Origin of the sequence: Methylosinus sp. Ce-a6 (genome assembly GCF_009811655.1) — a bacterium.
In the GTDB taxonomy this organism is placed as follows: Bacteria; Pseudomonadota; Alphaproteobacteria; order Rhizobiales; family Beijerinckiaceae; genus Methylosinus.
Genome location: NZ_BGJX01000010.1, coordinates 15,712 through 34,095 on the forward strand (window position 1 = coordinate 15,712; position 18,384 = coordinate 34,095).

Below are 18,384 nucleotides of genomic sequence, written 5' to 3' on the forward strand. Positions count from 1 at the left end.
TGATCATCGGACGAATGCGAGAATGCAAGGGCGGTTTCTCGGGACGCTCACCGCGCTCCGGAGAGCCCCGCCGTGCTGCGCCCCTGCGCCTCGGCGCGGTCGCGCTCCAGCGGAATGAGCCGATATCCCTCCTCATGCGTCAGCCAGGAGAGATAGGCGACTCCTTTGCTCTCGACGAGCAGCGGATGATCGGAGGCCTCCGCCGTCTGCGCGAGGATGCGCGGCGCGTCGAAGCTCTCGCCGCCGTCGCGCGAGGATTGGACGAGGATCGTCGTCACCTTTCCGTCGAACTCCTTCCAGGCGCGATAGAGCCTGTCGCCGGCGGCGAGCAGCTGCGGGCGCTGCGGGGCGCGCTCGGCGTCGCCGATGCGCTCGGGCGTAGAGAAGCTCTTGCCGCCGTCGGCGCTGCGCGCATAGAACAGCCCTTGGCGCGTCTTGCCGCGTGTGAACCAGGCGACGTGCCAGCGGCCCGCGGCGTCGATCGCCAGCGCCGGGCCTTGATGCGGGCAGCTCGTCGCCCAATCGTCGAGGCTGACGCGCGCGCCGACGAGCGTCTTGCCGTCGGGAGAAAGCTTCGCCGCCATATGGTCGCGGCGATTGTTCTCGAACACGTGACGCCAGGCGAAGACGGGCCGGCCGTCGCGGTCGAGCGCCGCGCCGATGCGACAGCACTCGCAGGAATGGTCGAGCAATATGCTCTTGCCAGCAAAGCTCCTGCCGCCGTCGTCCGACCAGGCGACGGCGATGCCGCTGCCCTCGAACGCCTCGCCGGCGGCCTTGGCTTTGGCGGCGTCGCGCTTGTCGAGCCAGGCGGCGTAGATGCGCCCCTTCGGGCCGATGACGAAGGTCTCGAAACGCTGGCCCTTGTCGTCGACGAGCGGCTGCGGCGCGGCGAAGCTTTTGCCGCCATCGGTCGAGCGCGTGACAAAGACCGTGCCGTCATGGCTCTTCTCGGGCCGGGTGGTGAAGCTCGCGATGAGCGTCCCGTCGGCGAGAGCGACGATTTTCGGCCGCGCCTCGCCATTATCGTCCAGCGTTCCCACCGGCGCCGCTATGACGAAGGGCGGCGCGAAACTTCCGCCATTGTCGCTGGACGTTGCGCCATAGATCGTCCCGGCGACGGAATAGGTCAGCCACAGCCGCCCGTCGGCGCCGAAGGCGGGCGTCGCGGTGACGGCGCATTCGGGCAGCGGCTCGGCGCAGGCGGGCTCCGCCGCATGGCCCATATGGCCCCCTTTCTCCGCGCGCCCGCCTGTCTCCTGCGCGAGCGCGCTCGATGCGGCGAAAAGGGCGAGAAGAGCGAGCGCGATCGATTTCATGAAGGTTTCTTTCCCGATGGAAGCGGAATGTCTGCTCGAACCGCCGGCAATTGCGATTCGCCGCGGGCGGCGGCTCATCGCCAGATCAGTGGAAATTGAATTTCTGCGAGCCCTCGAAAGAGCCGCCGGGCGGCGGCGGAGCGACGAGGCCGGAGAGAATCGCGCGGACGATCTCCGCATGTTTCGGGCTGCTCGACTGGGCGATCGTCACTCTGTCGACCTTGCCCACGGCGTCGATGTGGAAATTGGCCGTCGCCGAACCGGGCCCGGCCGGGCTCGTCACCGGCGTGCGTTTGGCGATCTCGCTATAGAGCAGGCCGAGGAATTTGCTTTGCGACAGGCCCGAAGAGGCCGTCGTCGCCGGAGCGGTCGCCGCAGCGCCGAGGGAGGAAAGAGCGAAGAGAAGAGCGAGCGTCGGGCGTTTCATCTCGGGTCCGCATGTCTTTTCGCGCGGCGAGAGGACCGCCGCGCGAGCTTTGCCGATCAGTGGAAGTCGAATTCCCGCGCCGCGGAGAAGGAGCCGCCGGGGGGCGGCGCGGCGGCTTCGCTCTCGACCGCGAAGGCGGGGCTGGCGACGAGGCCGGCGACCGTCGACAGAGCGACCTTTCTCATAGGGCGTTCCTCGATTCTTCGGATCAGTGGAAATGAAAGCTCTGGCTCGCGAAAAAGGCTCCGCTGGGCGGCGGCGGGGCATGGACGGAGGCCAATATGCGCCGCGCCAGCGCGGCATGGGCGGGCGATGAGCCGGAAGCGGAAATGCTGGTGATGCCGCCGGCGGCCGTCACATGGAAGGAGCACTGCGCGGTTCCTTCGCCGAGCGCCGAGCTGCCCGGCGTGTGCTCGCGGATCGCCTTGGCGAGCATGGCCTTATAGGCGCTCTGCGACATGCCCTCGCTCTGCGACTGGCCCTCCGGCGCGCCGATGCGGCGCTTCGCCTGCGCCTCGCGTTTCTTGTCGTGGTCGACGTCGCGCTTCTTCTCGACGACCTTCTTTTTCTTCTCGACGACTTCCTTCTGCTGCGGAAGCGTCGGCGTTTCCGGCGCCATCACCTGCGGCGGCGGAATGGCGAGGTCGGGGTGCTCGATCTCCTCGGGCGGCGGGGGCTCCTCCTCCGCGGCGGTCACTTCCTGCGATTCGAAGTAATCGCCCTGCGGAATGAGCTCCATGCTGATCGAGTCGAGGCTAGAGACGCTCGGCACGGCCAGCTTCAGCAGCAGCCAGGCGACGGTCGCATGGGCGGCGATTACGCCGGCGAGGCTCGCCGGCCGCAGCCAGCCCGGCTTGATGGGCGGCGAAGCGCTGGCGCGCTCCGCATCGGTCTCATAGGAAGAGAGGATCGCATCCGTCATTTCGCCGCTCCTCCCGCAGCCGCCGCAGGAGCGGGGCTCGCCGCCGGGGCGGCTTTCGCCGCCGGCCCGGTCTTGGCGCGCGAGTCGGTGAGGATGGCGATATGGGTGATGCCATTCGTCGCCAGGCGGTCCATGACGGCGATCACCTCGCCGTAATTGGCCTCCTTGTCGCCGCGCACATGGACGACGCGGCTGGTGTCGGAGCCCATCATCGCCTTGATCCCGTCGATGAGCGCCTCCGGCGACACCTCCTCCCCGCCGAGCGCCACCTTGCCGTCCTTGGAGACGGCGACGACGATCGGCTCCTTGGGATTGAGCGGCTGCGCGTTTTTCGCCTGCGGGAGATCGACCTTCATGCCTTTGGCGAGCAGGGGCGCCGTCACCATGAAAATGATGAGCAGCACCAGCATGACGTCGACGAGCGGCGTCACATTGATGTCGGCGAGCGGCTGATACAGGCTGTCGCCGTTCTTGAAGCGCGTCGGAAGGCCGACCATCACGCGGCCTCCCGCTTTCTCGCCGCGGCGATATGCCCGCTGGTGACGTCGAGCGCCTTGTCCTCGATATAATGGGCGACCTGCTGGCCGGCGCGCGAGAAGGCCGCGCCGATGCGATTATAGCCGACCGAGGCAGGAATGGCCGCCGCGAGGCCGTAAGCCGTGGCGGCGAGCGCCTCGGCGATGCCCGGCGCGACCACCGCGAGGCTCGTGTCCTGCGACTGGGCGATGCCGGCGAAGCTCGTCATAATGCCCCACACTGTGCCGAATAGGCCGATGAAGGGCGCGACGGAGGAGATGACGGCGAGATTGGGCAGGCCGCCTTCGGCCTTGGTCATGAGCTCGCGGCCGACGCGGCTCATGATCTCGGCGACGCGCTCGCGCTTCTCGCCGATCGACTCGCCGGGCAGATCGATGCTCGCGGCGTGCTCGCCCGCCTCCTCGATCGGCGCGAGCAGTCCTGCCGGGCCGCCGGAGCGCGCGACGCGCGCCGACTTGCCGATGCGCGTGACGGCGACGACGCCCTCGATGACGAGCACCCAGGTCCACACCGACGCCAGCAGCAGGACGGCCATGACTGTCTTGCCCACCGGCCCGGCGTTCAAGAACATGGTGACAGGAGAAATTGAGCCGTATTCCATGGGACGCACTCGCGCTTGGGGTTCCCCGACCGCGCGGCGGCGCCGCGGATCAGCAGATTGTCATTGCTTATGAATTTGTCCGCTCGGCGGCGATGTCCGCTCGTCGAGGAGGGAAGCAGCCGTCCAAACCCTTGTCGCCGACCCCGCGCCATTCGCGCGGGACTCCGGCTCGTCGTCAGGAGAATGAGAGGGACCCGGGCGGGGCGCGGGCGCCATTGACCGCCTGAGACAATGCGAAGGGCGGCGTCGCGGCGGCGAAGGCGCGATAGATGGCGGGCTTCGCCGCCGGCGCGCGCCGCAGGACGACGAAAATACGGTCGGGAAGCACGGCCGGACCGGAATGCGCGGCGAGGCAACAGGGGCAGCCTGCCCCCTTCGAGGGCCTGTCCGGCGTTCCGCCGTTCATGTCGGGGAGCGCGTAATGGCACACGCTGTCTGCGGCGAGTTGCAGGTCCGCGCGTTCGTCGGCCGGGCTCGCGAGGCGATGCGCCGCGCCGGATACGAGGAGCGCGAAAACGAGCGCGCAAATCGCCGCGATCGCGCAGATCGCGCGCATCTCGATGCGCTGTCCCCCCGTGTGTGACATAAATGTCTCTTAACGGATTTTTTAATTTCTGACAATCTGCGAGGTCTTGGATTTGTTCCACGAAACGCGCTAACTCGCATTCGGTTCTATCCGTAGAGTTAACGCGCGCGATGGCGACGACGTTCGCCCGTATCCTCTTTCTTCTCGCCTTGCTGAGCCAGGCGCTGTCGGCGCCCCTCGGCGGCTGGCGGACGCATGCCGCGGGCGACGCGGCGGCGCGCCTCTGTCTTCTCGCCCATGCCGACGCGAGCGCGTCGTCCAGCGTCGGCGATCCCTCAAAACAAGTTCCCAAGAGCGACCGATCTCACCACCATGGCGCTTGCGCCTTTTGCGAGATCGGCATGGGCGGCGCTCCGCTCCTCGCTTTGGCGGAACGAGTCGAAGCGCCCGCGCTCCACGCCGAGGAGACGCGGGTCGCCATCGTCTTCGCCAGCGTTCCCTTCTCGCGCGACGACCGCAACGCGCCGACGCGCGCCTCGCCTTCCTTCTCCTGACCGCGACCACCGCAACGGCGCGTTCGCGCCGTCCATGACGCGCGCCATCGCCGAGATGGCGTCAGGGGAAGGACATCTCAAAAATGCATCGTCATCTTTTGTTGCGCGGCGTTTCCGCCGGCGCGCTCTTCGTCGTCTGTTCCGCCGCAATTCTCCCGACCCGCGCCCAGGAGACGCTGCCGACAATCGATATCGACGCGTCGGGCGGGCCCGCGGCGTCCCACGCGCCGGTTTCGACATGGTCGCCGACCTTGCCCGACGGCAAGCCGGCCTTCGTCGAAAAGTTTCGGCTGCCGAACACGGTCGCGAGCGTGACGCGCAAGCAGATCAAAGAGAAGATCAACATCGTCGATAGCCAGGACGCGCTCAAATATGTGCCGAGCCTGTTCGTTCGCAAATTGCGCGGCGGCTCGGAGGGCATGATCCAGACCCGCACCTGGGGACTGGCGTCGGCGCGCAGCATGGTCTTTGTCGACGACCTGCTCATCAGCCAGCTCATCAGCAACGGCCATACGGACGGTCAGCCGCGATGGGGGCTCGTCTCGCCGGAGGAAATCGAGCGGGTCGATTATCTCTACGGCCCGTTCGCTGCGCAATATGCCGGCAACTCCATCGGCGGCGTCATCAAATACACGACGCGCATGCCGGAAAAGTTGGAGGTCACGGCCAAGCAGACCGTCTCGGTGCAGGACTATTCCTGGTGGGGCGTCAGCAGAGCTTTCGTGACCGAGACGACCGCCCTCACGGCGGGCGACAAAGTCCGGGACTTCTCATGGTTTCTGGCGCTCAACTACGCGCACAATGAAAATCAGCCGATCAGCTTCATCAACGCCGGGACGGGCAATCTCTTCCCCTTTCCCGGCGGCTTCTATTCCCAAAACAAATACGGCGTTCCCCAGAATATCGTCGGCTCGGGCTCCATTTCCGACGAGAATTTCATCAACGGCAAGTTGAAGCTCGCCTATGACATCACCCCGACCATTCGCGCCGCCTACACGCTCGGGGTCTACAACAGCGACCGCGTGTCGTGGCCGGAGAATTACATCTCGGGCGGACGCAACCAATTGTTCGGGCCGGCCGCCGGGCTCGGCTCGATCGGGACGGCGGCGTTGCAGGGATTCGGCGCCGCGAATCTGCGTTACCAGGAGACCGTCATCACCAATGCGCTTTCGGTGAAATCGAACACCGGCGGCGTGTTCGACTGGGAATTGTCCGCGTCGCATTTCAACTATCCGTCGAGCTCGCAGCGCTCGCCCTGGAGCGCATTGGGATCGACGGCGGCCAATCCCTTCGGCGGCTACACGATGACCGGGCGCGACCAGAAGTTCACCGGAACCTATTGGACATTGCTCGATCTGAACGGCATTCTCCGACCGCAAGGTTTCCTCGCCGGCCACGACATCAGCTTCGGTCTGCACGGCGATCAGTACCATATGAACAACCCGACCTGGGTGACGACGAATTGGACCGCGGGCCAGGCGTCATCGCTCGGCGCCGCCCAGTCCATCGCCCAGGGCACGACGCGCACGCAGGCGCTATGGGTGCAGGACGCGTGGAAATTCCACCCCGATTTCAAGCTCACGGTCGGCGGACGTTGGGAGCATTGGCAGGCGTCTGACGGCTATAATCAGTCGACGGGACTCAATGCGACGGCCACCGCTTTCACGGGAACGGCGGCGAGCAGAAATCCGATCTTCCAGCCCAATCTCTATCACACCCGGTTCTCGCCGAAGGGGTCGCTGCAGTGGACGCCGGACGAGAACTGGACCATTACCGGCAACATCGGCCTCGCCAATCGCTTCCCGACCGTGCGCGAGCTCTACAATCTTTCCGTGACGCCGGGCGCGACCGGCTTCGTCACCAATCCAAACCCCAATCTGCGGCCCGAAGTGTCGCTCAGCAAGGAGATCGCCATCGAGCGCAAGCTGGGGGCCGACGGCTCGGCGCGGCTCTCGCTCTTCGACGACGAGGTGCGCGACGCGATCGTCAGCCAAACCAAATTCGTGACTCCCGCCTTCCAGACCGCCACGAACCAGAATGTCGATCGCATTCGCAACAGCGGCTTCGAGATCGCGGCGCAGAAAGACAATGTGATCGTGCGGGGATTGGAGCTGTTCGGCAGCGTCACCTTCGTCAATTCGCGGATCATCTCGTTCAGGGACTGGACGCCCACCGCGCCGAGCGCGGGATTTCCATTCGGCGCGAATTTCGAATTTCCCTGGGCGACATCCGTCTCCGGCAAGAACCCGCCGGGCGTGCCGAAATGGCGCTGGATGGCGGGCGCGACCTACCGTCCCGACGCCTATTGGGCGTTCACTGTGGCGGCGCGCTGGCAGGACCGGATCTGGACGACGCTCGCGAACAACGACGTCGTCCACGGCATTTTCGGATCGTCGGACCGCTTTTTCGTCGTCGATCTGAAAGCCCATTATCAATGGAGCGAGCGCTTGTCCTTCGATCTCGGCGTCGACAATGTGAACAACTACAAATTCGCGCTGTTCCACCCCTTCCCGCAGCGGACCTTCGTGTTCTCGGGCAAATATGAGTTCGGCCGGGCGAAGGGAGAGAGAGGCCTCTTCTTCGAAGGGAATGAGCCGGCCTTGTTCGATCTGTCCTTCCTCAGATGATCGCGTGAGAGGAGGCGATCCGCGCCCGCTCGGATCGCCTCTATTCGACGATGCGGCTCGGCGAGCGCATCGTCACCAGCTCTTCCGCGAGCGTCGGATGCAGCGCCATGGTGGCGTCGAAATCGGCCTTGCGCGCGCGAAGGCGCAGCGAAATGGCGAGAAGCTGCGCCATCTCTCCCGCCTCCGGCCCCAGAATATGCACGCCGACGACGAGATCGCTCGCCGCGTCCACCAATATCTTCATGAAGACTTTTTCGGCGCGCTTCGACAGTGTCGCGCGCATCGGCCTGAAGCTCGCCTCGAAGACATTCAGGCGCCCATATTTCGCTTTGGCCTCCGCCTCCGTCAGCCCGACCGTTCCGATCTCCGGCGTCGTGAACACGGCGGTCGGCGTCAGCGCATGATCGACGACGACGTCCTTGCCGCCGAATACCGTGTCGGCGAAGGCGTGGCCCTCGCGAATGGCGACCGGCGTCAGATTGAGGCGGTCGGTGACGTCGCCGACGGCGTAGATGGAGGGAATATTGCTGCGCGAATAGGCGTCGACGATGATCGCGCCATTCTCCTTCGTCGCGACGCCCGCCGTCTCCAGCCCGAGGCCCTGCGTCAGCGGCGCGCGGCCGGTCGCGAGCAGCGCGGCGTCGACGTCGAGCCGCGCGCCGTCCTGCAGAGTGGCCGAAAGGCCGCTCGCGGTTTTCTCGAGGCTCACAGGCAGAGCGCCTCGGTGGATCTCTATGCCCGCCGCGACGAGCCCCTCATCGAGCCGGCGGCGCAGATCCTCGTCGAAGCCGCGCAGCGGCAGATCGGCGCGCAGCGAGAGGTGCGCCTTGGAGCCGAGCCGCGCGAAGACGCTGGCGAACTCCACGGCGATATAGCCGCCGCCGACGACGAGCAGGCTCCTCGGCAATTCGGGCAGATCGAAAATCTCGTTGGAGGAGATGGCGAGCTCGAGGCCGGGAATCTCCGGCCGCAGCACGGGCGCGCCGCCGGTGGCGACGAGAATGTAGCGCGTCGAGACGCGCTTGCCGCCGGCGAAGGAGACTTCATTGGGCGAAGCGATGACGCCGCGCGCGCGAATGACCTCGACGCCGGCCTTTTCGAGATTTTGCGCATAGAGGCCGGAGAGGCGGGATATCTCTCCCTCTTTTGCGGAGACGAGCGTCTTCCAGTCGAACTCCACCTCGCCGACGCGCCAGCCGAAGCCGGCGGCGTCCTCGAAATCATCGCGGAAGCGGCTCGCCATCACATAGAGCTTCTTGGGCACGCAGCCGCGGATCACGCAAGTGCCGCCGATGCGGAACTCCTCGCAGATCGCGACTTTCGCGCCGTATCCGGCGGCGATGCGCGCCGCGCGAACGCCGCCCGAGCCTGCCCCGATGACGACGAGATCATAATCATATTGCGTCATGCCGAACCCCGGAATTCCAAAGCCCCGGAAAACAAGTCCCGCGGGTTTCGCCAGAGTCTCCCGCGCGAGCGGCGGCTAGAGCTCGTGGCCCTTCTTGCGCATCTCTTCGCGCACGCGCGTCATCATGTCGACGGAAATCTTCTGCGACCATGCCTGCATGGCGACGAACATATCGCTCATCAGCACTGGCAGCATGCCGACATATTTGCGCCCCGAGGCGCTTTTGAAGAAGCCGGCGACATCCTCGAGCTCCTTTTGCGAAAAGCGCTGCGTGTAGAGCTGCGCGGCGCTGTCGATCATTTCCTCGACTTTTTTGTCGAACTCCGGCCGCACGGCGGCGAGCACGAGATTGAGGTCGGGAACCATCTCGGGCCGCGTGCGCGTCACCGAAAGCGCGATCTGCTCGAGATATTGCGGAATGATGAGCCGAAAAGACGAGGCGATGCCGGAATCGACGAGCACCGAGCGCGCCAGCGCCAGCTGCGCCGGCGAGGCCGAAGAGGCGGTGGGCGGCGACGAGGCGACGGGCGGAGCGACGGCGGCGGCCGGAGCCGCGCCCGGCCGCTGCTCGGCGGCGAAGACGGCGGTCGCCAGAATGAGCGCGGCGAAACGAATCGTCAGGCGAAAAATCACTCGGCGAAAGATCACTCGGGACATCTCCTCGTGAAACGACTTCGGCGTTCGGCGGCGCGAGCGTCTTTCCATGTTTCATTGAAACATGGAAAGACGCTCGCCTTTTGTTTCGACGCGTTTCCAACGCCGAACCGGCGTCCACTTCGGCTGGAAACGCTCTATGTCACGCCGGGTCGAGCCGGCCGAGCGTCTCGACGCCGTCCCGGCCCGCGACGACGACGGCGGTCGTAAGACCGATGAACAATCCATGCTCGAAGACACCTGGGATGGCGGAGAGGCGCAGGGCCAGCGCCTCCGGATCGGCGATCGCGCCGAACGCGCAATCGAGGATCAGATGGCCGCCGTCGGTGACGAAAACATGGCCGTCCGGCTTCAGCCGCGGAGCGACCGTTCCCGAAAGGCCGAGATCCTTCGCCGCGCGCTCCACATGCAGCCGCGTCGCCTTCGCGCCGAAGACGTCGATCTCGACGGGCAGCGGAAAGGCGCCGAGCGTCGCGACTTTCTTCGACTCATCTGTGATGACGATGAAGCGCTTGGCGGCCGCGGCGACGATTTTTTCGCGCAGCAGCGCGCCGCCGCCGCCCTTGATGAGGCGCAATTGCGCGTCGAATTCATCGGCGCCGTCGACGGCGAGGTCCAATTCTGGCGCCTCCTCCAGCGTCGCCAGGGGCACGCCCAGCGCCTGCGCCTGCGCGCGCGTGCGCTCGGAGGTGGGCACGCAGAGGACGTCCAGGCCCGCCTTCACCTTTTCGCCGAGCAGATCGACGAAATGCGCCGCCGTCGAGCCCGTCCCGAGGCCGAGCCGCATTCCCGGCGCCACGGCCTCGAGCGCCACGGCGGCGGCCTGTCGTTTCAGCGCGTCGGCGGAGGGAGCGGGCATGGGCGGCGATCCTCTGTCGGTCGAAGGGGGGACTAACGCCGATAGTCGGTTCGGGGGCCGAAAGCAACGGCGGATCCGCCGGCGGCAGGGACGATGGGACAGCAGAAGCCGGCGGCGCTGGGCGTTTCCACCTCCCCCGCGAGTGGCTATCGAATGCACGCATCGCGAGACGCTGTGGCCATCATGGCCGGGCTTGTCCCGGCCATGACATCGCGGGGGGCGAAGAAAATGTGTGCATTCGATAGCCCTCCCCTTTCGGCGCCGGCTCCTCACCCGCCGATCTCTTCCCGCTTGATCTCGAGCTCCAGCCAGCTCTCCTCCGCCGCGGCGAGCTCCGCCTCCAGTTTCGCGAAGAGCTTGCTCGCATCGGCGAATTTCGCCGGATCGCGCGCATAGAGCTCGGGGTCGTCCAAAATCTTCCGCAGCTTCTCCCTCTTGCCGCGCAACTCTTCCATCTTCGCCGGCAGAGTGGCGAGCGCATGTTGCTCGGCGAAGGTGAGGCGCGGCTTGGAAGCGGGCTTTTGCCGCGGCGCGGCGGCGGGAGCTTTCGGCTTCTCGTCGCGCGGGGCCGTGGCGGCGCTTCGCGCCTGCACGCCCTCGCCGCGCTGCGCCACCATGTCGGAATAGCCGCCGGCATATTCGATCCAGCGGCCGTCTCCTTCCGACATCAGCACGGAAGTGGCGATGCGGTCGAGAAAATCGCGGTCGTGGCTCACCACGATCAGCGTGCCGGGATAATCGGCGAGCATTTCCTCGAGCAGGTCGAGCGTCTCGAGGTCGAGGTCGTTGGTCGGCTCGTCCAGCACCAGAAGATTGGAGGGCTGGGCGAGCGCGCGGGCGAGCAGCAGGCGCCCGCGCTCCCCGCCGGAGAGGCGGCCGATCGGCGTCCGCGCCTGCTCGGGGCCGAAGAGGAAGTCCCTCATATAGCCGACGACATGTTTGCGCTGGCCGTTGATCTCCACGAAGTCGGAGCCGCCGCCGGTCAGCGCGTCCTTCAAGGTCGTCTGCGGATCGAGGCTGGCGCGGCTCTGGTCGAGCGTCGCCATTTCGACGGCGGCGCCCGATCGCACATAGCCATTGTCCGGCGCCAGCGCCCCCGTCAGCAGCTTGACGAGCGTCGTCTTGCCGGCGCCATTCGCGCCGACGATTCCGAGCCGATCGCCGCGCAGCACGCGCGTCGAGAAATTGCCGACGATCACGCGATCGCCGAAGGATTTCGAAATTCCGCGCGCCTCGACGACCAGCGTGCCGGAGGTCTGCGCCTCGGCGACCTCGAGCTTTATGTCGCCCGTCGGCGCGATCCGCCGCCGCCGCGCCGCCCGCATCTCGCGAAGGTCGCCGAGCCGTTTTTGATTGCGCTTGCGCCTGCCGGTCACGCCATAGCGCAGCCAATGCTCCTCGGCGACGATCTTGCGGTCGATCTTGTGTTGCTGCTTTTCTTCCTCTTCGATCTCGCGGTCGCGCCAGGCCTCGAACTCCTTGAAGCCGCGGGACAAATACCGCGTCCGCCCGCGGTCCAGCCAGAGCGTGGCGCGGGTCAGATCCTGCAGAAAGCGGCGGTCGTGGCTGATGACGACGATCGCCGAGCGCAAGCCGGCGAGCCGCTCCTCGAGCCAGAGAATCGCCGGTAGATCGAGATGATTGGTCGGCTCGTCGAGCAGCAGAACGTCGGGCTCCGGCGCGAGGACGCGGGCGAGCGCCGCCCGCCTGCCCTCGCCGCCCGACAGGCTGCGGGGATTTTCCTCGCCAGTGAGGCCGAGCTCGAGCAGCAGCGCTTTGGCGATATGGGGATCGTCGGTCGGCCCGAGGCCGGCGACGACATAATCGAGCGTGGTCTCGAATTTGGAGAGATCGGGCTCCTGCGGCAGATAGCGCAGGCTCGCGCCCGGCTGCAGGAAGCGCGCTCCCGCATCCGCCTCCACCTCGCCGGCGGCGATTCGCAACAGAGTGGATTTGCCCGAGCCGTTGCGGCCGACGAGGCACAGCCGCTCGCCCGGCGAGACCGAGAGATCGGCCGATTCGAGCAGCGGCTTGCCGCCGAGCGTCAAGGCGACGTTCTGGAGCGTCAAAAGAGGAGGCGGGGCCATGGGGTCCGATGTTGTCCGCGCCGGCGGGCCGGCTCGCGGTCTTTTATCGCACTCGCCCCGGAACGCCAGCCCGGCTCAATGGCTCTCGGCGAGCGTCGAGGCCGCGCGCAGGAAACGCGTGGGGTCGACGGGCTCGCCGTCCACCCGCACCTCATAATGGAGATGCGGCCCGGTGGAGCGGCCCGTCGAGCCGAGGCGCCCGACCGGCTCGCCGGGCGCGACCTCCTGGCCGATGGCGACGGAAATGGCGGAGAGATGCGCATAGCGCGTCGCAAGGCCGGAGCCATGGTCGATTTCGACCATCTGCCCATAGCCGCCGCTCGGCCCGGCGGCGACGACGACGCCCCCCGCCGTGGCGCGCACGAGCGAGCCATAATCGTCGCGCAGATCGATTCCCGTATGCAGCGCCGGCCGGCCGAAGAAAGGGTCGGTGCGATAGCCGAAGCCGGACGTCGTCTCCGCCGCGCCGGCGAGCGGCTTGCGCAAGGGCACGCTCGGCAGCGCGCTGCGCAGGCCCTCGAGCGTCTTGGCGGCGCTCTGCGCGGCGGTCAGCTCGCGTTCGAAGAGCAGATCGCTCGACGCGCGGTCGGCCGGCACGAAGGGCCCGCCCGCGAAAGCCTCGGCGCGGGCGCGGCCCTCGGGAAGATATCGCTCGACCGGCAGGCCGGCGACGTCGAAAGCGCGCCGCAGCCGCCCCGCCGCCGCCCGCATCGGTTCGACCATCCGCGAGAGGCGCCGGGTCTGCTCCCGCTCCGCGTGATCGAGCGAGGCCTCCAGGCGCTCGAGCCGCGATTGCAGCGGCAGGCCCGCACGAGCGGCGACGCGGCGCGAGTCGCTCGGCGGAGCAGAGAGGGCGGCGGAGGCGCCGGGGCGCTCGGCCGGCCTCGACGGGGCGTCGTCGTCGCCTCTCAGCCGCAGCTCGAGTCCCTCGGGCTGCGGCTTGTCGAAGCCGGCGAAAGGCGCCGGCCGCTCGTCGGGCGCCGGCGCATAGGCGCTCGCGCCGGCTGGCGATCCCGCGGTCGCGGCCGGCGGATGGCGCTGCGCCGGGGCGGGAGCAGGGGCGACCGCGTTCGGAGCGGCGACGCCTTCGACGAGCCGCGCGACCAGCGCCGCCCGCGTCTCCAGCTTCGCCTGCCTTGCGACCAGCGTCTGCACCTTGCTCTCGACATCGCCCTGGTCGAGAAATTGCCGGCTCGTCGCCTGATCCAGCCGCAGCCGCAGCGCGGCCAGACGATCCTCATAGGCGTAGCGCATCTGGGTTTGCCGATCGACGAGCTCGGCGAGCATATCGTCGCGAAAGGCGAGATAGGCGGCGGCGCAAGGGGCGAGGAGCCCGGCCGCGACGGCCACGACGCCCGCCGTCGCGAGCATGGGGGTGGAGAGCTCGATACGGCGCCGACGCGAGCCGAGCGAGAATTCGATGACGAAAGGAGGATGTTTTTGTCGCGGTCCGGAGTCGTGGATTTTCGGCATGTTCGAGTTCCAGGGGCCGCCCGGCGCGAGAGGCCGCGATTCCGCGCGCGGAGGAGAGGGGCGGGCCGGGCTCTGTTAGACATTATTAAGGTTAACGATCGGCAAACCGGGGCGGGGGCGATCGGGTGAAGGGCGATCACACTCGCCCTCATGCTGAGGGGGCGGCGCATGAAGCTTTCCTCGTCCTTCGAGACGCCCGCTTCGCGGGCTCCTCAGGACGAGGAGACCTCACCCGATTGCCGCCCCGGCCGGACGAGCACTCCCGACGAACCGGCGGGCGGCCGATCTGTTCGGCTCGGGCGAATCTGTTAGAATCGCCGCCGACAGAAAGGCTTTTGAAATGGCGCGCATTTCTCCTCTCTCCCTGGTTGTGGCTGCGGGCGTCTCGCTTTCTGGCGGCTTCGCCCCGAGGGCGGCCTTCGCCAGGCCCAATGTGCCGCTGTGTCTGGCGATGCAGAATAACTACAACGAATGCGTGTGGCGCGAGCGCGCGCGGGAGCGCCGCCATCACCATTATGAGCATGAGGAGGAATGGGAGCCCGATCCTTGGGACCGCCCGCATCGGCATCGCCGCCGCGGCCCCGACTGCGGCGTCTGGCTCCTGCAGCTGAAGGCGCAGGGGTGTTTCTGAAGGCGGCGGCGCCCGCCTCCGTCAGCCGCCGTAGAGCAGCCCGGCGAGCGTGGCGCTCATGCAGGTGGCGAGCGTGCCCGAAAGGATGGAGCGCAGGCCGAGACGCGTGATTTCCGCGCGCCGGCCCGGCAGCATCGCATTCAGCCCGCCGACCAGAATGCCCATGCTGCCGAAATTGGCGAAGCCGCACAGGGCGTAGGTGAGGATCAGCCGGCTCCTCGGCGACAGCGCCTCGTCGGGAAGGCCGCTCATGTCGCGATAGGCGACAAATTCATTGACCACCGTCTTCGTCGCCATCAGCGAGGCGGCCGCCTGCGTCTCGCCCCAAGGAACGCCGATCAGCCACACGACGGGACGAAACGCATAGGCGAAAGCGAGCTGCAGGCTCGGCGTCTCGCCGCCGATCGGCGGCAGATGGGAGAGCGCCATATTGACGAGCGTCACCAGCGCGATCGTCGTCAGCAACACGCTGACGATGCCGACGAGCGGGCCGACGCCGTCGGCGACGCCCTTGACGACGGCGTCGAAAGCCCCGGCAGGCGGATTCTCCACGACGAGCCGCGCTTCGGCGTTTTCCTTGTAGATGTCCCAAGGCGACATGACGGCGGCGACGGCGATCGCCGCCGGCGTCGCGATCACCGAGGCGACGAGGATGTGGCCGAGCGCGTCCGGGATAAAGGGCGCGAGAAATCCCGCATAGATGACCATCACCGTGCCGGCGACGCCGGCCATTCCGCAGCTCATCAGCGCGAATAACTCGCCGCGCTGCATGCGCTCGAGATAGGGGCGGACCAGCAGCGGCGCCTCGATCATGCCCACGAAAATGTGAACGGCGGCGCCGAGCGCCAGCGCGCCGGAAAGGCCCATGGAGCGCTGCAGCGCCCAGGCGAAGGCGCCGGCGACGCGCTGCAACGCGCCCCAATAGAAAAGAAGCGAGGCGAGCGCCGAGATCGTCAGCACCATGGGAAGCGCCTTGAAGGCGAGGATGAAGCCGGCGCCGGGCGCCTTCTCCTCGAAGGGCGCCGGGGCGCCGCCGAGATAGCCGAAGACGAAGCCAGATCCCGCCTCGGTCGCCGTCTGCAAGGCGTCGGCGGCGTCATTGGCGAGCAGCACCGCCTGTTTCGCCGGCGGAAAATAAACAAGGATCAGCGCCGCCGCGAATTGCAACGCCAGACCGCCGAAAACGACGCGCCAGGGAATGCGTCGCCGATCTTCGCTCACGGCGACGGCGAGCAGGAACAAGCAGAGGAAAGCGAGCGAGGAGCGAGCGATATCCGCCATGAAACGCCTCGGATCTCCGATGAGAAGGCTTCGGCGAGGAGTTTCGGCGAGAGCCCCATTGCTGTCGGGCGAGGCTCTATGCGCTCGGCCGGCGAGAACGCAATGCAAATTCGACGGCCAGAGGCGCGCGCGAGCGACGTTCCGCGATCCTTCCCAGAGACGCATGGAAATCGACGACGAAGTCGGCCTCCCGATCGCTGGAGCGCCTGCGCGCGAAAGCGCCCCTGCTCCTCGCTCTCGGCGCGGCCGGCACGCGCGTTGCTAAACGCATAGTGGCGCCGGCGCGAGGCTTCGGTTCGGGGGACGAGATCATGAGCAAGTTCATTCACGCCCATGCCGGGGGCGCCGATTGGCGGGCCGCCCTCGCCTCCTGCCGGGAGCAGATCGAGAACAGGTTGAAAGGCGCGCCCGCGCCCAATCTCGGCTGGTGCTATCTCACCGACTATCACACCCAGGCGGCGGCGAGCATTCTATCGGCGCTGCGGCAGCTTCTGCCCGGCGTGCATTGGGCAGGCGCGGTCGGCGTCGGAATCGGCGCCGGGGCGGTCGAATATTTCGACGAGCCGGGCATGGCGCTCATGCTCGCCGATCTCCCTCCCGGCTCTTTCGAGCTCTTTTCCGCGCCGGAGCATCTGCCCGCCGGCGGAAAGGGCTTTGCGCCCTACACCGCTCTGGTCCACGCCAGCGGCGGGACCCCGGACCTGCAGGCGAAGCTCGAATCGCTCAGCGCCGGGATCGCCACCGGCTATTTGTTCGGCGGCCTCTCCTCGGCGCGCAATCAGCCCCTCTGCTTCGCGGACGAGGTTCTGCCGGGAGGGCTCTCCGGCGTCGCCTTCGGCGCCGATGCGCCGATCGTCTCGCGAGTGACGCAAGGCTGCCAGCCGATCGGGCCGCAGCGCGCCATCACGCGGGCGCAGGCCAATTACCTCGTGACGCTGGACGAGAAGCGCGCGCTCGATTGCGTTGTCGAGGATCTGGGCCTCACCCTCGATGTCGGCGACGCGGAGCTGCGCGCCGAGCTCGCCCAGACGCTGGCCGGCCTCGTCGCCGCAGGCGAGGACGCCTCCGCCCGCCCGGGCCAATTCGGGACCAATACGGAAGTGCGCCATATCATCGGCGTCGGCCGCAAGGGCGGGCTGCTCATGATCGCGGAGCAGATCAAGGACGGCATGCGGCTCGCCTTCTGCAAGCGCAATGCGGAAGCCGCCAAGCACGATCTTCTGCGCATCGTCGCGGAGGTGCGGACCCAGGCGGAAGCGGCCGGCGGCATACGCGGCGCGCTGTATATCAGCTGCTCGGGGCGCGGCGGGCCGCATTTCGGCGAGCCTCACGCGGAGTTCCGCATGGTTCACGAGGCGTTGGGCGAGGCGCCCCTGGTCGGCTTTTTCGCGGGCGGGGAGATCGCCCGCCACCATCTCTACGGCTATACCGGCGTGCTGACGGTCTTCGCCGGAGCCTGAGAATGAGGAAAGCGCCGAGATGACTGCAGAGCCGGCCGTGCGTTACGCCGAAGACCCGAGCCGGATCGTCTCGGCCTATGGGGTGGCCATGCCCCGCATCATCTATGGCGCGGCCTGGAAGAAGGAGCGCACAGCGGGGCTCGTGGAGCTGGCGCTGCGCATGGGCTTTCGCGGGATCGACACCGCCTGCCAGCCCAAGCATTACGACGAGGCGGGCGTCGGCGAAGGGCTGGGGCGGGCGCTGGCCGCGGGACTGACGCGCGCGGAAATCTATCTGCAGACCAAATTCACGCCCTTGCGCGGACAGGACCCCGAAAATATCCCCTATGACGCCGAGGCGAGCGTCGGCGAGCAGGTGCGACAGTCCTTCGAGGCGTCGCTCCGCAATCTGCGCACGGATCGTCTCGACGCTCTGGTGCTCCATTCCCCCTATCCGGAGGACGAGGACACGTTGGCGGCGTGGCGGGCGATGGAGCGCCTCCATGACGAAGGCGGCCTGCGCCAATTGGGGATCAGCAATTGCTATGAGCGGGACCGGCTGGAGCGTCTATGGAAGAACGCCCGCGTCAAGCCCGCCGTGCTGCAGAACCGCTTCTACGCCAAGACCGGCTATGACCGCGACATTCGCGCCTTTTGCCGGGACAATGGGGTCGTCTATCAGAGCTTCTGGACGCTGACCGCCAATCCCGAGGTCCTGGCGCAGCCGGATCTCGTCGCGCTGGCCGAAAAACACGAGCGAACCCCGGCTCAGCTGTTCTTCCGCTTTCTGACGCAGCAGGACATTCTCTGTCTGACCGGCACGTCGGCGAAAGATCACATGCTCGAGGATCTGGCGATTTTCGACTTTCGCTTGAGCTCAGAGGAATGCGCGACGCTGGACGCTCTTCTGGTCTCTCGGCCGGGGGAAGGGTGAGAACGGCTGTTCGAGCTCGGAGCCTGCGCGCTCGGCATGGCGGCTGGCGCGAACCCAAGAATGGCGGAGAGTTCTGATTAAGTTCGAACGCCGAGCCAGGAGCGC

At 67.2% G+C, this 18,384-nt stretch carries 18 protein-coding genes; 5 read left to right on the plus strand and 13 right to left on the minus strand.

Annotated features, from left to right (window positions below; translation table 11 throughout):
• Window positions 1–47 precede the first annotated feature (47 nt).
• The 7 genes from Mspo_RS08700 to Mspo_RS08725 form a co-directional block, all read right to left on the minus strand.
• Entirely contained in the window at window positions 48–1,319 is a 1,272-nt protein-coding gene (locus Mspo_RS08700) for a sialidase family protein (RefSeq protein ID WP_159728824.1), read from the minus strand.
• Between the two features lie 85 nt (window positions 1,320–1,404).
• Window positions 1,405–1,746 carry an energy transducer TonB gene (locus Mspo_RS08705; protein WP_159728826.1) on the minus strand — a complete coding sequence of 114 codons (342 nt, stop codon included), beginning with the start codon at window positions 1,744–1,746 and terminating at the stop codon, window positions 1,405–1,407.
• A 56-nt stretch (window positions 1,747–1,802) separates the two neighbouring features.
• Window positions 1,803–1,931 carry a hypothetical protein gene (locus Mspo_RS20085; protein WP_256366352.1) on the minus strand — a complete coding sequence of 43 codons (129 nt, stop codon included), beginning with the start codon at window positions 1,929–1,931 and terminating at the stop codon, window positions 1,803–1,805.
• A gap of 23 nt (window positions 1,932–1,954) precedes the next feature.
• Window positions 1,955–2,668, minus strand: coding sequence for a hypothetical protein (locus Mspo_RS08710; protein WP_159728828.1), 714 nt, complete (start codon window positions 2,666–2,668; stop codon window positions 1,955–1,957).
• Entirely contained in the window at window positions 2,665–3,165 is a 501-nt protein-coding gene (locus tag Mspo_RS08715; RefSeq protein ID WP_159728830.1) for a biopolymer transporter ExbD, read from the minus strand. Before Mspo_RS08715 ends, Mspo_RS08710 begins: the two co-directional genes overlap by 4 nt.
• Complete coding sequence (locus Mspo_RS08720; protein ID WP_159728832.1) at window positions 3,165–3,806, minus strand: MotA/TolQ/ExbB proton channel family protein; 642 nt, start codon at window positions 3,804–3,806, stop codon at window positions 3,165–3,167. Before Mspo_RS08720 ends, Mspo_RS08715 begins: the two co-directional genes overlap by 1 nt.
• 175 nt (window positions 3,807–3,981) lie before the next feature.
• Complete coding sequence (locus tag Mspo_RS08725; protein WP_159728834.1) at window positions 3,982–4,392, minus strand: DUF2946 family protein; 411 nt, start codon at window positions 4,390–4,392, stop codon at window positions 3,982–3,984.
• Window positions 4,393–4,502: 110 nt separating this feature from the next.
• Between Mspo_RS08725 and Mspo_RS08730 the strand changes: the two genes are divergently transcribed.
• Window positions 4,503–4,886 (plus strand): hypothetical protein, encoded by a 384-nt coding sequence (locus Mspo_RS08730; protein WP_159728835.1) that lies wholly within the window; start codon window positions 4,503–4,505, stop codon window positions 4,884–4,886.
• A gap of 83 nt (window positions 4,887–4,969) precedes the next feature.
• Entirely contained in the window at window positions 4,970–7,513 is a 2,544-nt protein-coding gene (locus Mspo_RS08735) for a TonB-dependent receptor (RefSeq protein WP_159728837.1), read from the plus strand.
• 40 nt (window positions 7,514–7,553) lie between these two features.
• On the opposite strand, the gene gor is transcribed toward Mspo_RS08735, so the two are convergent.
• The 5 genes from gor to Mspo_RS08760 form a co-directional block, all read right to left on the minus strand.
• On the minus strand, window positions 7,554–8,921 hold the full coding sequence (gor, locus tag Mspo_RS08740) for a glutathione-disulfide reductase (protein WP_159728839.1): 1,368 nt from the start codon (window positions 8,919–8,921) through the stop codon (window positions 7,554–7,556).
• A 75-nt stretch (window positions 8,922–8,996) separates the two neighbouring features.
• Window positions 8,997–9,569 carry a DUF2059 domain-containing protein gene (locus Mspo_RS08745; RefSeq protein WP_244613258.1) on the minus strand — a complete coding sequence of 191 codons (573 nt, stop codon included), beginning with the start codon at window positions 9,567–9,569 and terminating at the stop codon, window positions 8,997–8,999.
• Window positions 9,570–9,717: 148 nt separating this feature from the next.
• Window positions 9,718–10,434, minus strand: coding sequence for a ribose-5-phosphate isomerase RpiA (gene rpiA / locus Mspo_RS08750; RefSeq protein WP_159728840.1), 717 nt, complete (start codon window positions 10,432–10,434; stop codon window positions 9,718–9,720).
• A 269-nt stretch (window positions 10,435–10,703) separates the two neighbouring features.
• Window positions 10,704–12,521, minus strand: coding sequence for an ABC-F family ATP-binding cassette domain-containing protein (locus Mspo_RS08755; protein WP_159728842.1), 1,818 nt, complete (start codon window positions 12,519–12,521; stop codon window positions 10,704–10,706).
• A 75-nt stretch (window positions 12,522–12,596) separates the two neighbouring features.
• A complete protein-coding gene (locus tag Mspo_RS08760; protein WP_159728844.1) occupies window positions 12,597–13,994 on the minus strand; it encodes a M23 family metallopeptidase in 1,398 nt (465 codons plus the stop codon).
• Window positions 13,995–14,334: 340 nt separating this feature from the next.
• Between Mspo_RS08760 and Mspo_RS08765 the strand changes: the two genes are divergently transcribed.
• Window positions 14,335–14,625, plus strand: coding sequence for a hypothetical protein (locus Mspo_RS08765; RefSeq protein ID WP_159728846.1), 291 nt, complete (start codon window positions 14,335–14,337; stop codon window positions 14,623–14,625).
• A 21-nt stretch (window positions 14,626–14,646) separates the two neighbouring features.
• Here Mspo_RS08765 and Mspo_RS08770 read toward each other — a convergent pair whose 3' ends face one another.
• Window positions 14,647–15,906, minus strand: coding sequence for a NupC/NupG family nucleoside CNT transporter (locus Mspo_RS08770; protein ID WP_159728848.1), 1,260 nt, complete (start codon window positions 15,904–15,906; stop codon window positions 14,647–14,649).
• 311 nt (window positions 15,907–16,217) lie between these two features.
• Between Mspo_RS08770 and Mspo_RS08775 the strand changes: the two genes are divergently transcribed.
• Both Mspo_RS08775 and Mspo_RS08780 read left to right on the plus strand, forming a co-directional pair.
• On the plus strand, window positions 16,218–17,366 hold the full coding sequence (locus Mspo_RS08775; RefSeq protein ID WP_159728850.1) for an FIST N-terminal domain-containing protein: 1,149 nt from the start codon (window positions 16,218–16,220) through the stop codon (window positions 17,364–17,366).
• Window positions 17,367–17,385: 19 nt separating this feature from the next.
• Window positions 17,386–18,279, plus strand: coding sequence for an aldo/keto reductase (locus Mspo_RS08780; protein ID WP_159728852.1), 894 nt, complete (start codon window positions 17,386–17,388; stop codon window positions 18,277–18,279).
• Window positions 18,280–18,384: the final 105 nt, after the last annotated feature.

What these genes read in the sequence shown, in the direction of transcription:
- Mspo_RS20085 (WP_256366352.1), bottom strand. Translation starts at nt 1,931, where the DNA reads ATGAGAAAGGTCGCTCTGTCGACGGTCGCCGGCCTCGTCGCCAGCCCC.
- gor (WP_159728839.1), bottom strand. Translation starts at nt 8,921, where the DNA reads ATGACGCAATATGATTATGATCTCGTCGTCATCGGGGCAGGCTCGGGC.
- Mspo_RS08725 (WP_159728834.1), bottom strand. Translation starts at nt 4,392, where the DNA reads ATGTCACACACGGGGGGACAGCGCATCGAGATGCGCGCGATCTGCGCG.
- Mspo_RS08775 (WP_159728850.1), top strand. Translation starts at nt 16,218, where the DNA reads ATGAGCAAGTTCATTCACGCCCATGCCGGGGGCGCCGATTGGCGGGCC.
- Mspo_RS08765 (WP_159728846.1), top strand. Translation starts at nt 14,335, where the DNA reads ATGGCGCGCATTTCTCCTCTCTCCCTGGTTGTGGCTGCGGGCGTCTCG.
- Mspo_RS08780 (WP_159728852.1), top strand. Translation starts at nt 17,386, where the DNA reads ATGACTGCAGAGCCGGCCGTGCGTTACGCCGAAGACCCGAGCCGGATC.
- Mspo_RS08760 (WP_159728844.1), bottom strand. Translation starts at nt 13,994, where the DNA reads ATGCCGAAAATCCACGACTCCGGACCGCGACAAAAACATCCTCCTTTC.
- Mspo_RS08730 (WP_159728835.1), top strand. Translation starts at nt 4,503, where the DNA reads ATGGCGACGACGTTCGCCCGTATCCTCTTTCTTCTCGCCTTGCTGAGC.
- Mspo_RS08705 (WP_159728826.1), bottom strand. Translation starts at nt 1,746, where the DNA reads ATGAAACGCCCGACGCTCGCTCTTCTCTTCGCTCTTTCCTCCCTCGGC.
- Mspo_RS08710 (WP_159728828.1), bottom strand. Translation starts at nt 2,668, where the DNA reads ATGACGGATGCGATCCTCTCTTCCTATGAGACCGATGCGGAGCGCGCC.
- Mspo_RS08700 (WP_159728824.1), bottom strand. Translation starts at nt 1,319, where the DNA reads ATGAAATCGATCGCGCTCGCTCTTCTCGCCCTTTTCGCCGCATCGAGC.
- Mspo_RS08715 (WP_159728830.1), bottom strand. Translation starts at nt 3,165, where the DNA reads ATGGTCGGCCTTCCGACGCGCTTCAAGAACGGCGACAGCCTGTATCAG.
- Mspo_RS08720 (WP_159728832.1), bottom strand. Translation starts at nt 3,806, where the DNA reads ATGGAATACGGCTCAATTTCTCCTGTCACCATGTTCTTGAACGCCGGG.
- rpiA (WP_159728840.1), bottom strand. Translation starts at nt 10,434, where the DNA reads ATGCCCGCTCCCTCCGCCGACGCGCTGAAACGACAGGCCGCCGCCGTG.
- Mspo_RS08770 (WP_159728848.1), bottom strand. Translation starts at nt 15,906, where the DNA reads ATGGCGGATATCGCTCGCTCCTCGCTCGCTTTCCTCTGCTTGTTCCTG.
- Mspo_RS08735 (WP_159728837.1), top strand. Translation starts at nt 4,970, where the DNA reads ATGCATCGTCATCTTTTGTTGCGCGGCGTTTCCGCCGGCGCGCTCTTC.
- Mspo_RS08755 (WP_159728842.1), bottom strand. Translation starts at nt 12,521, where the DNA reads ATGGCCCCGCCTCCTCTTTTGACGCTCCAGAACGTCGCCTTGACGCTC.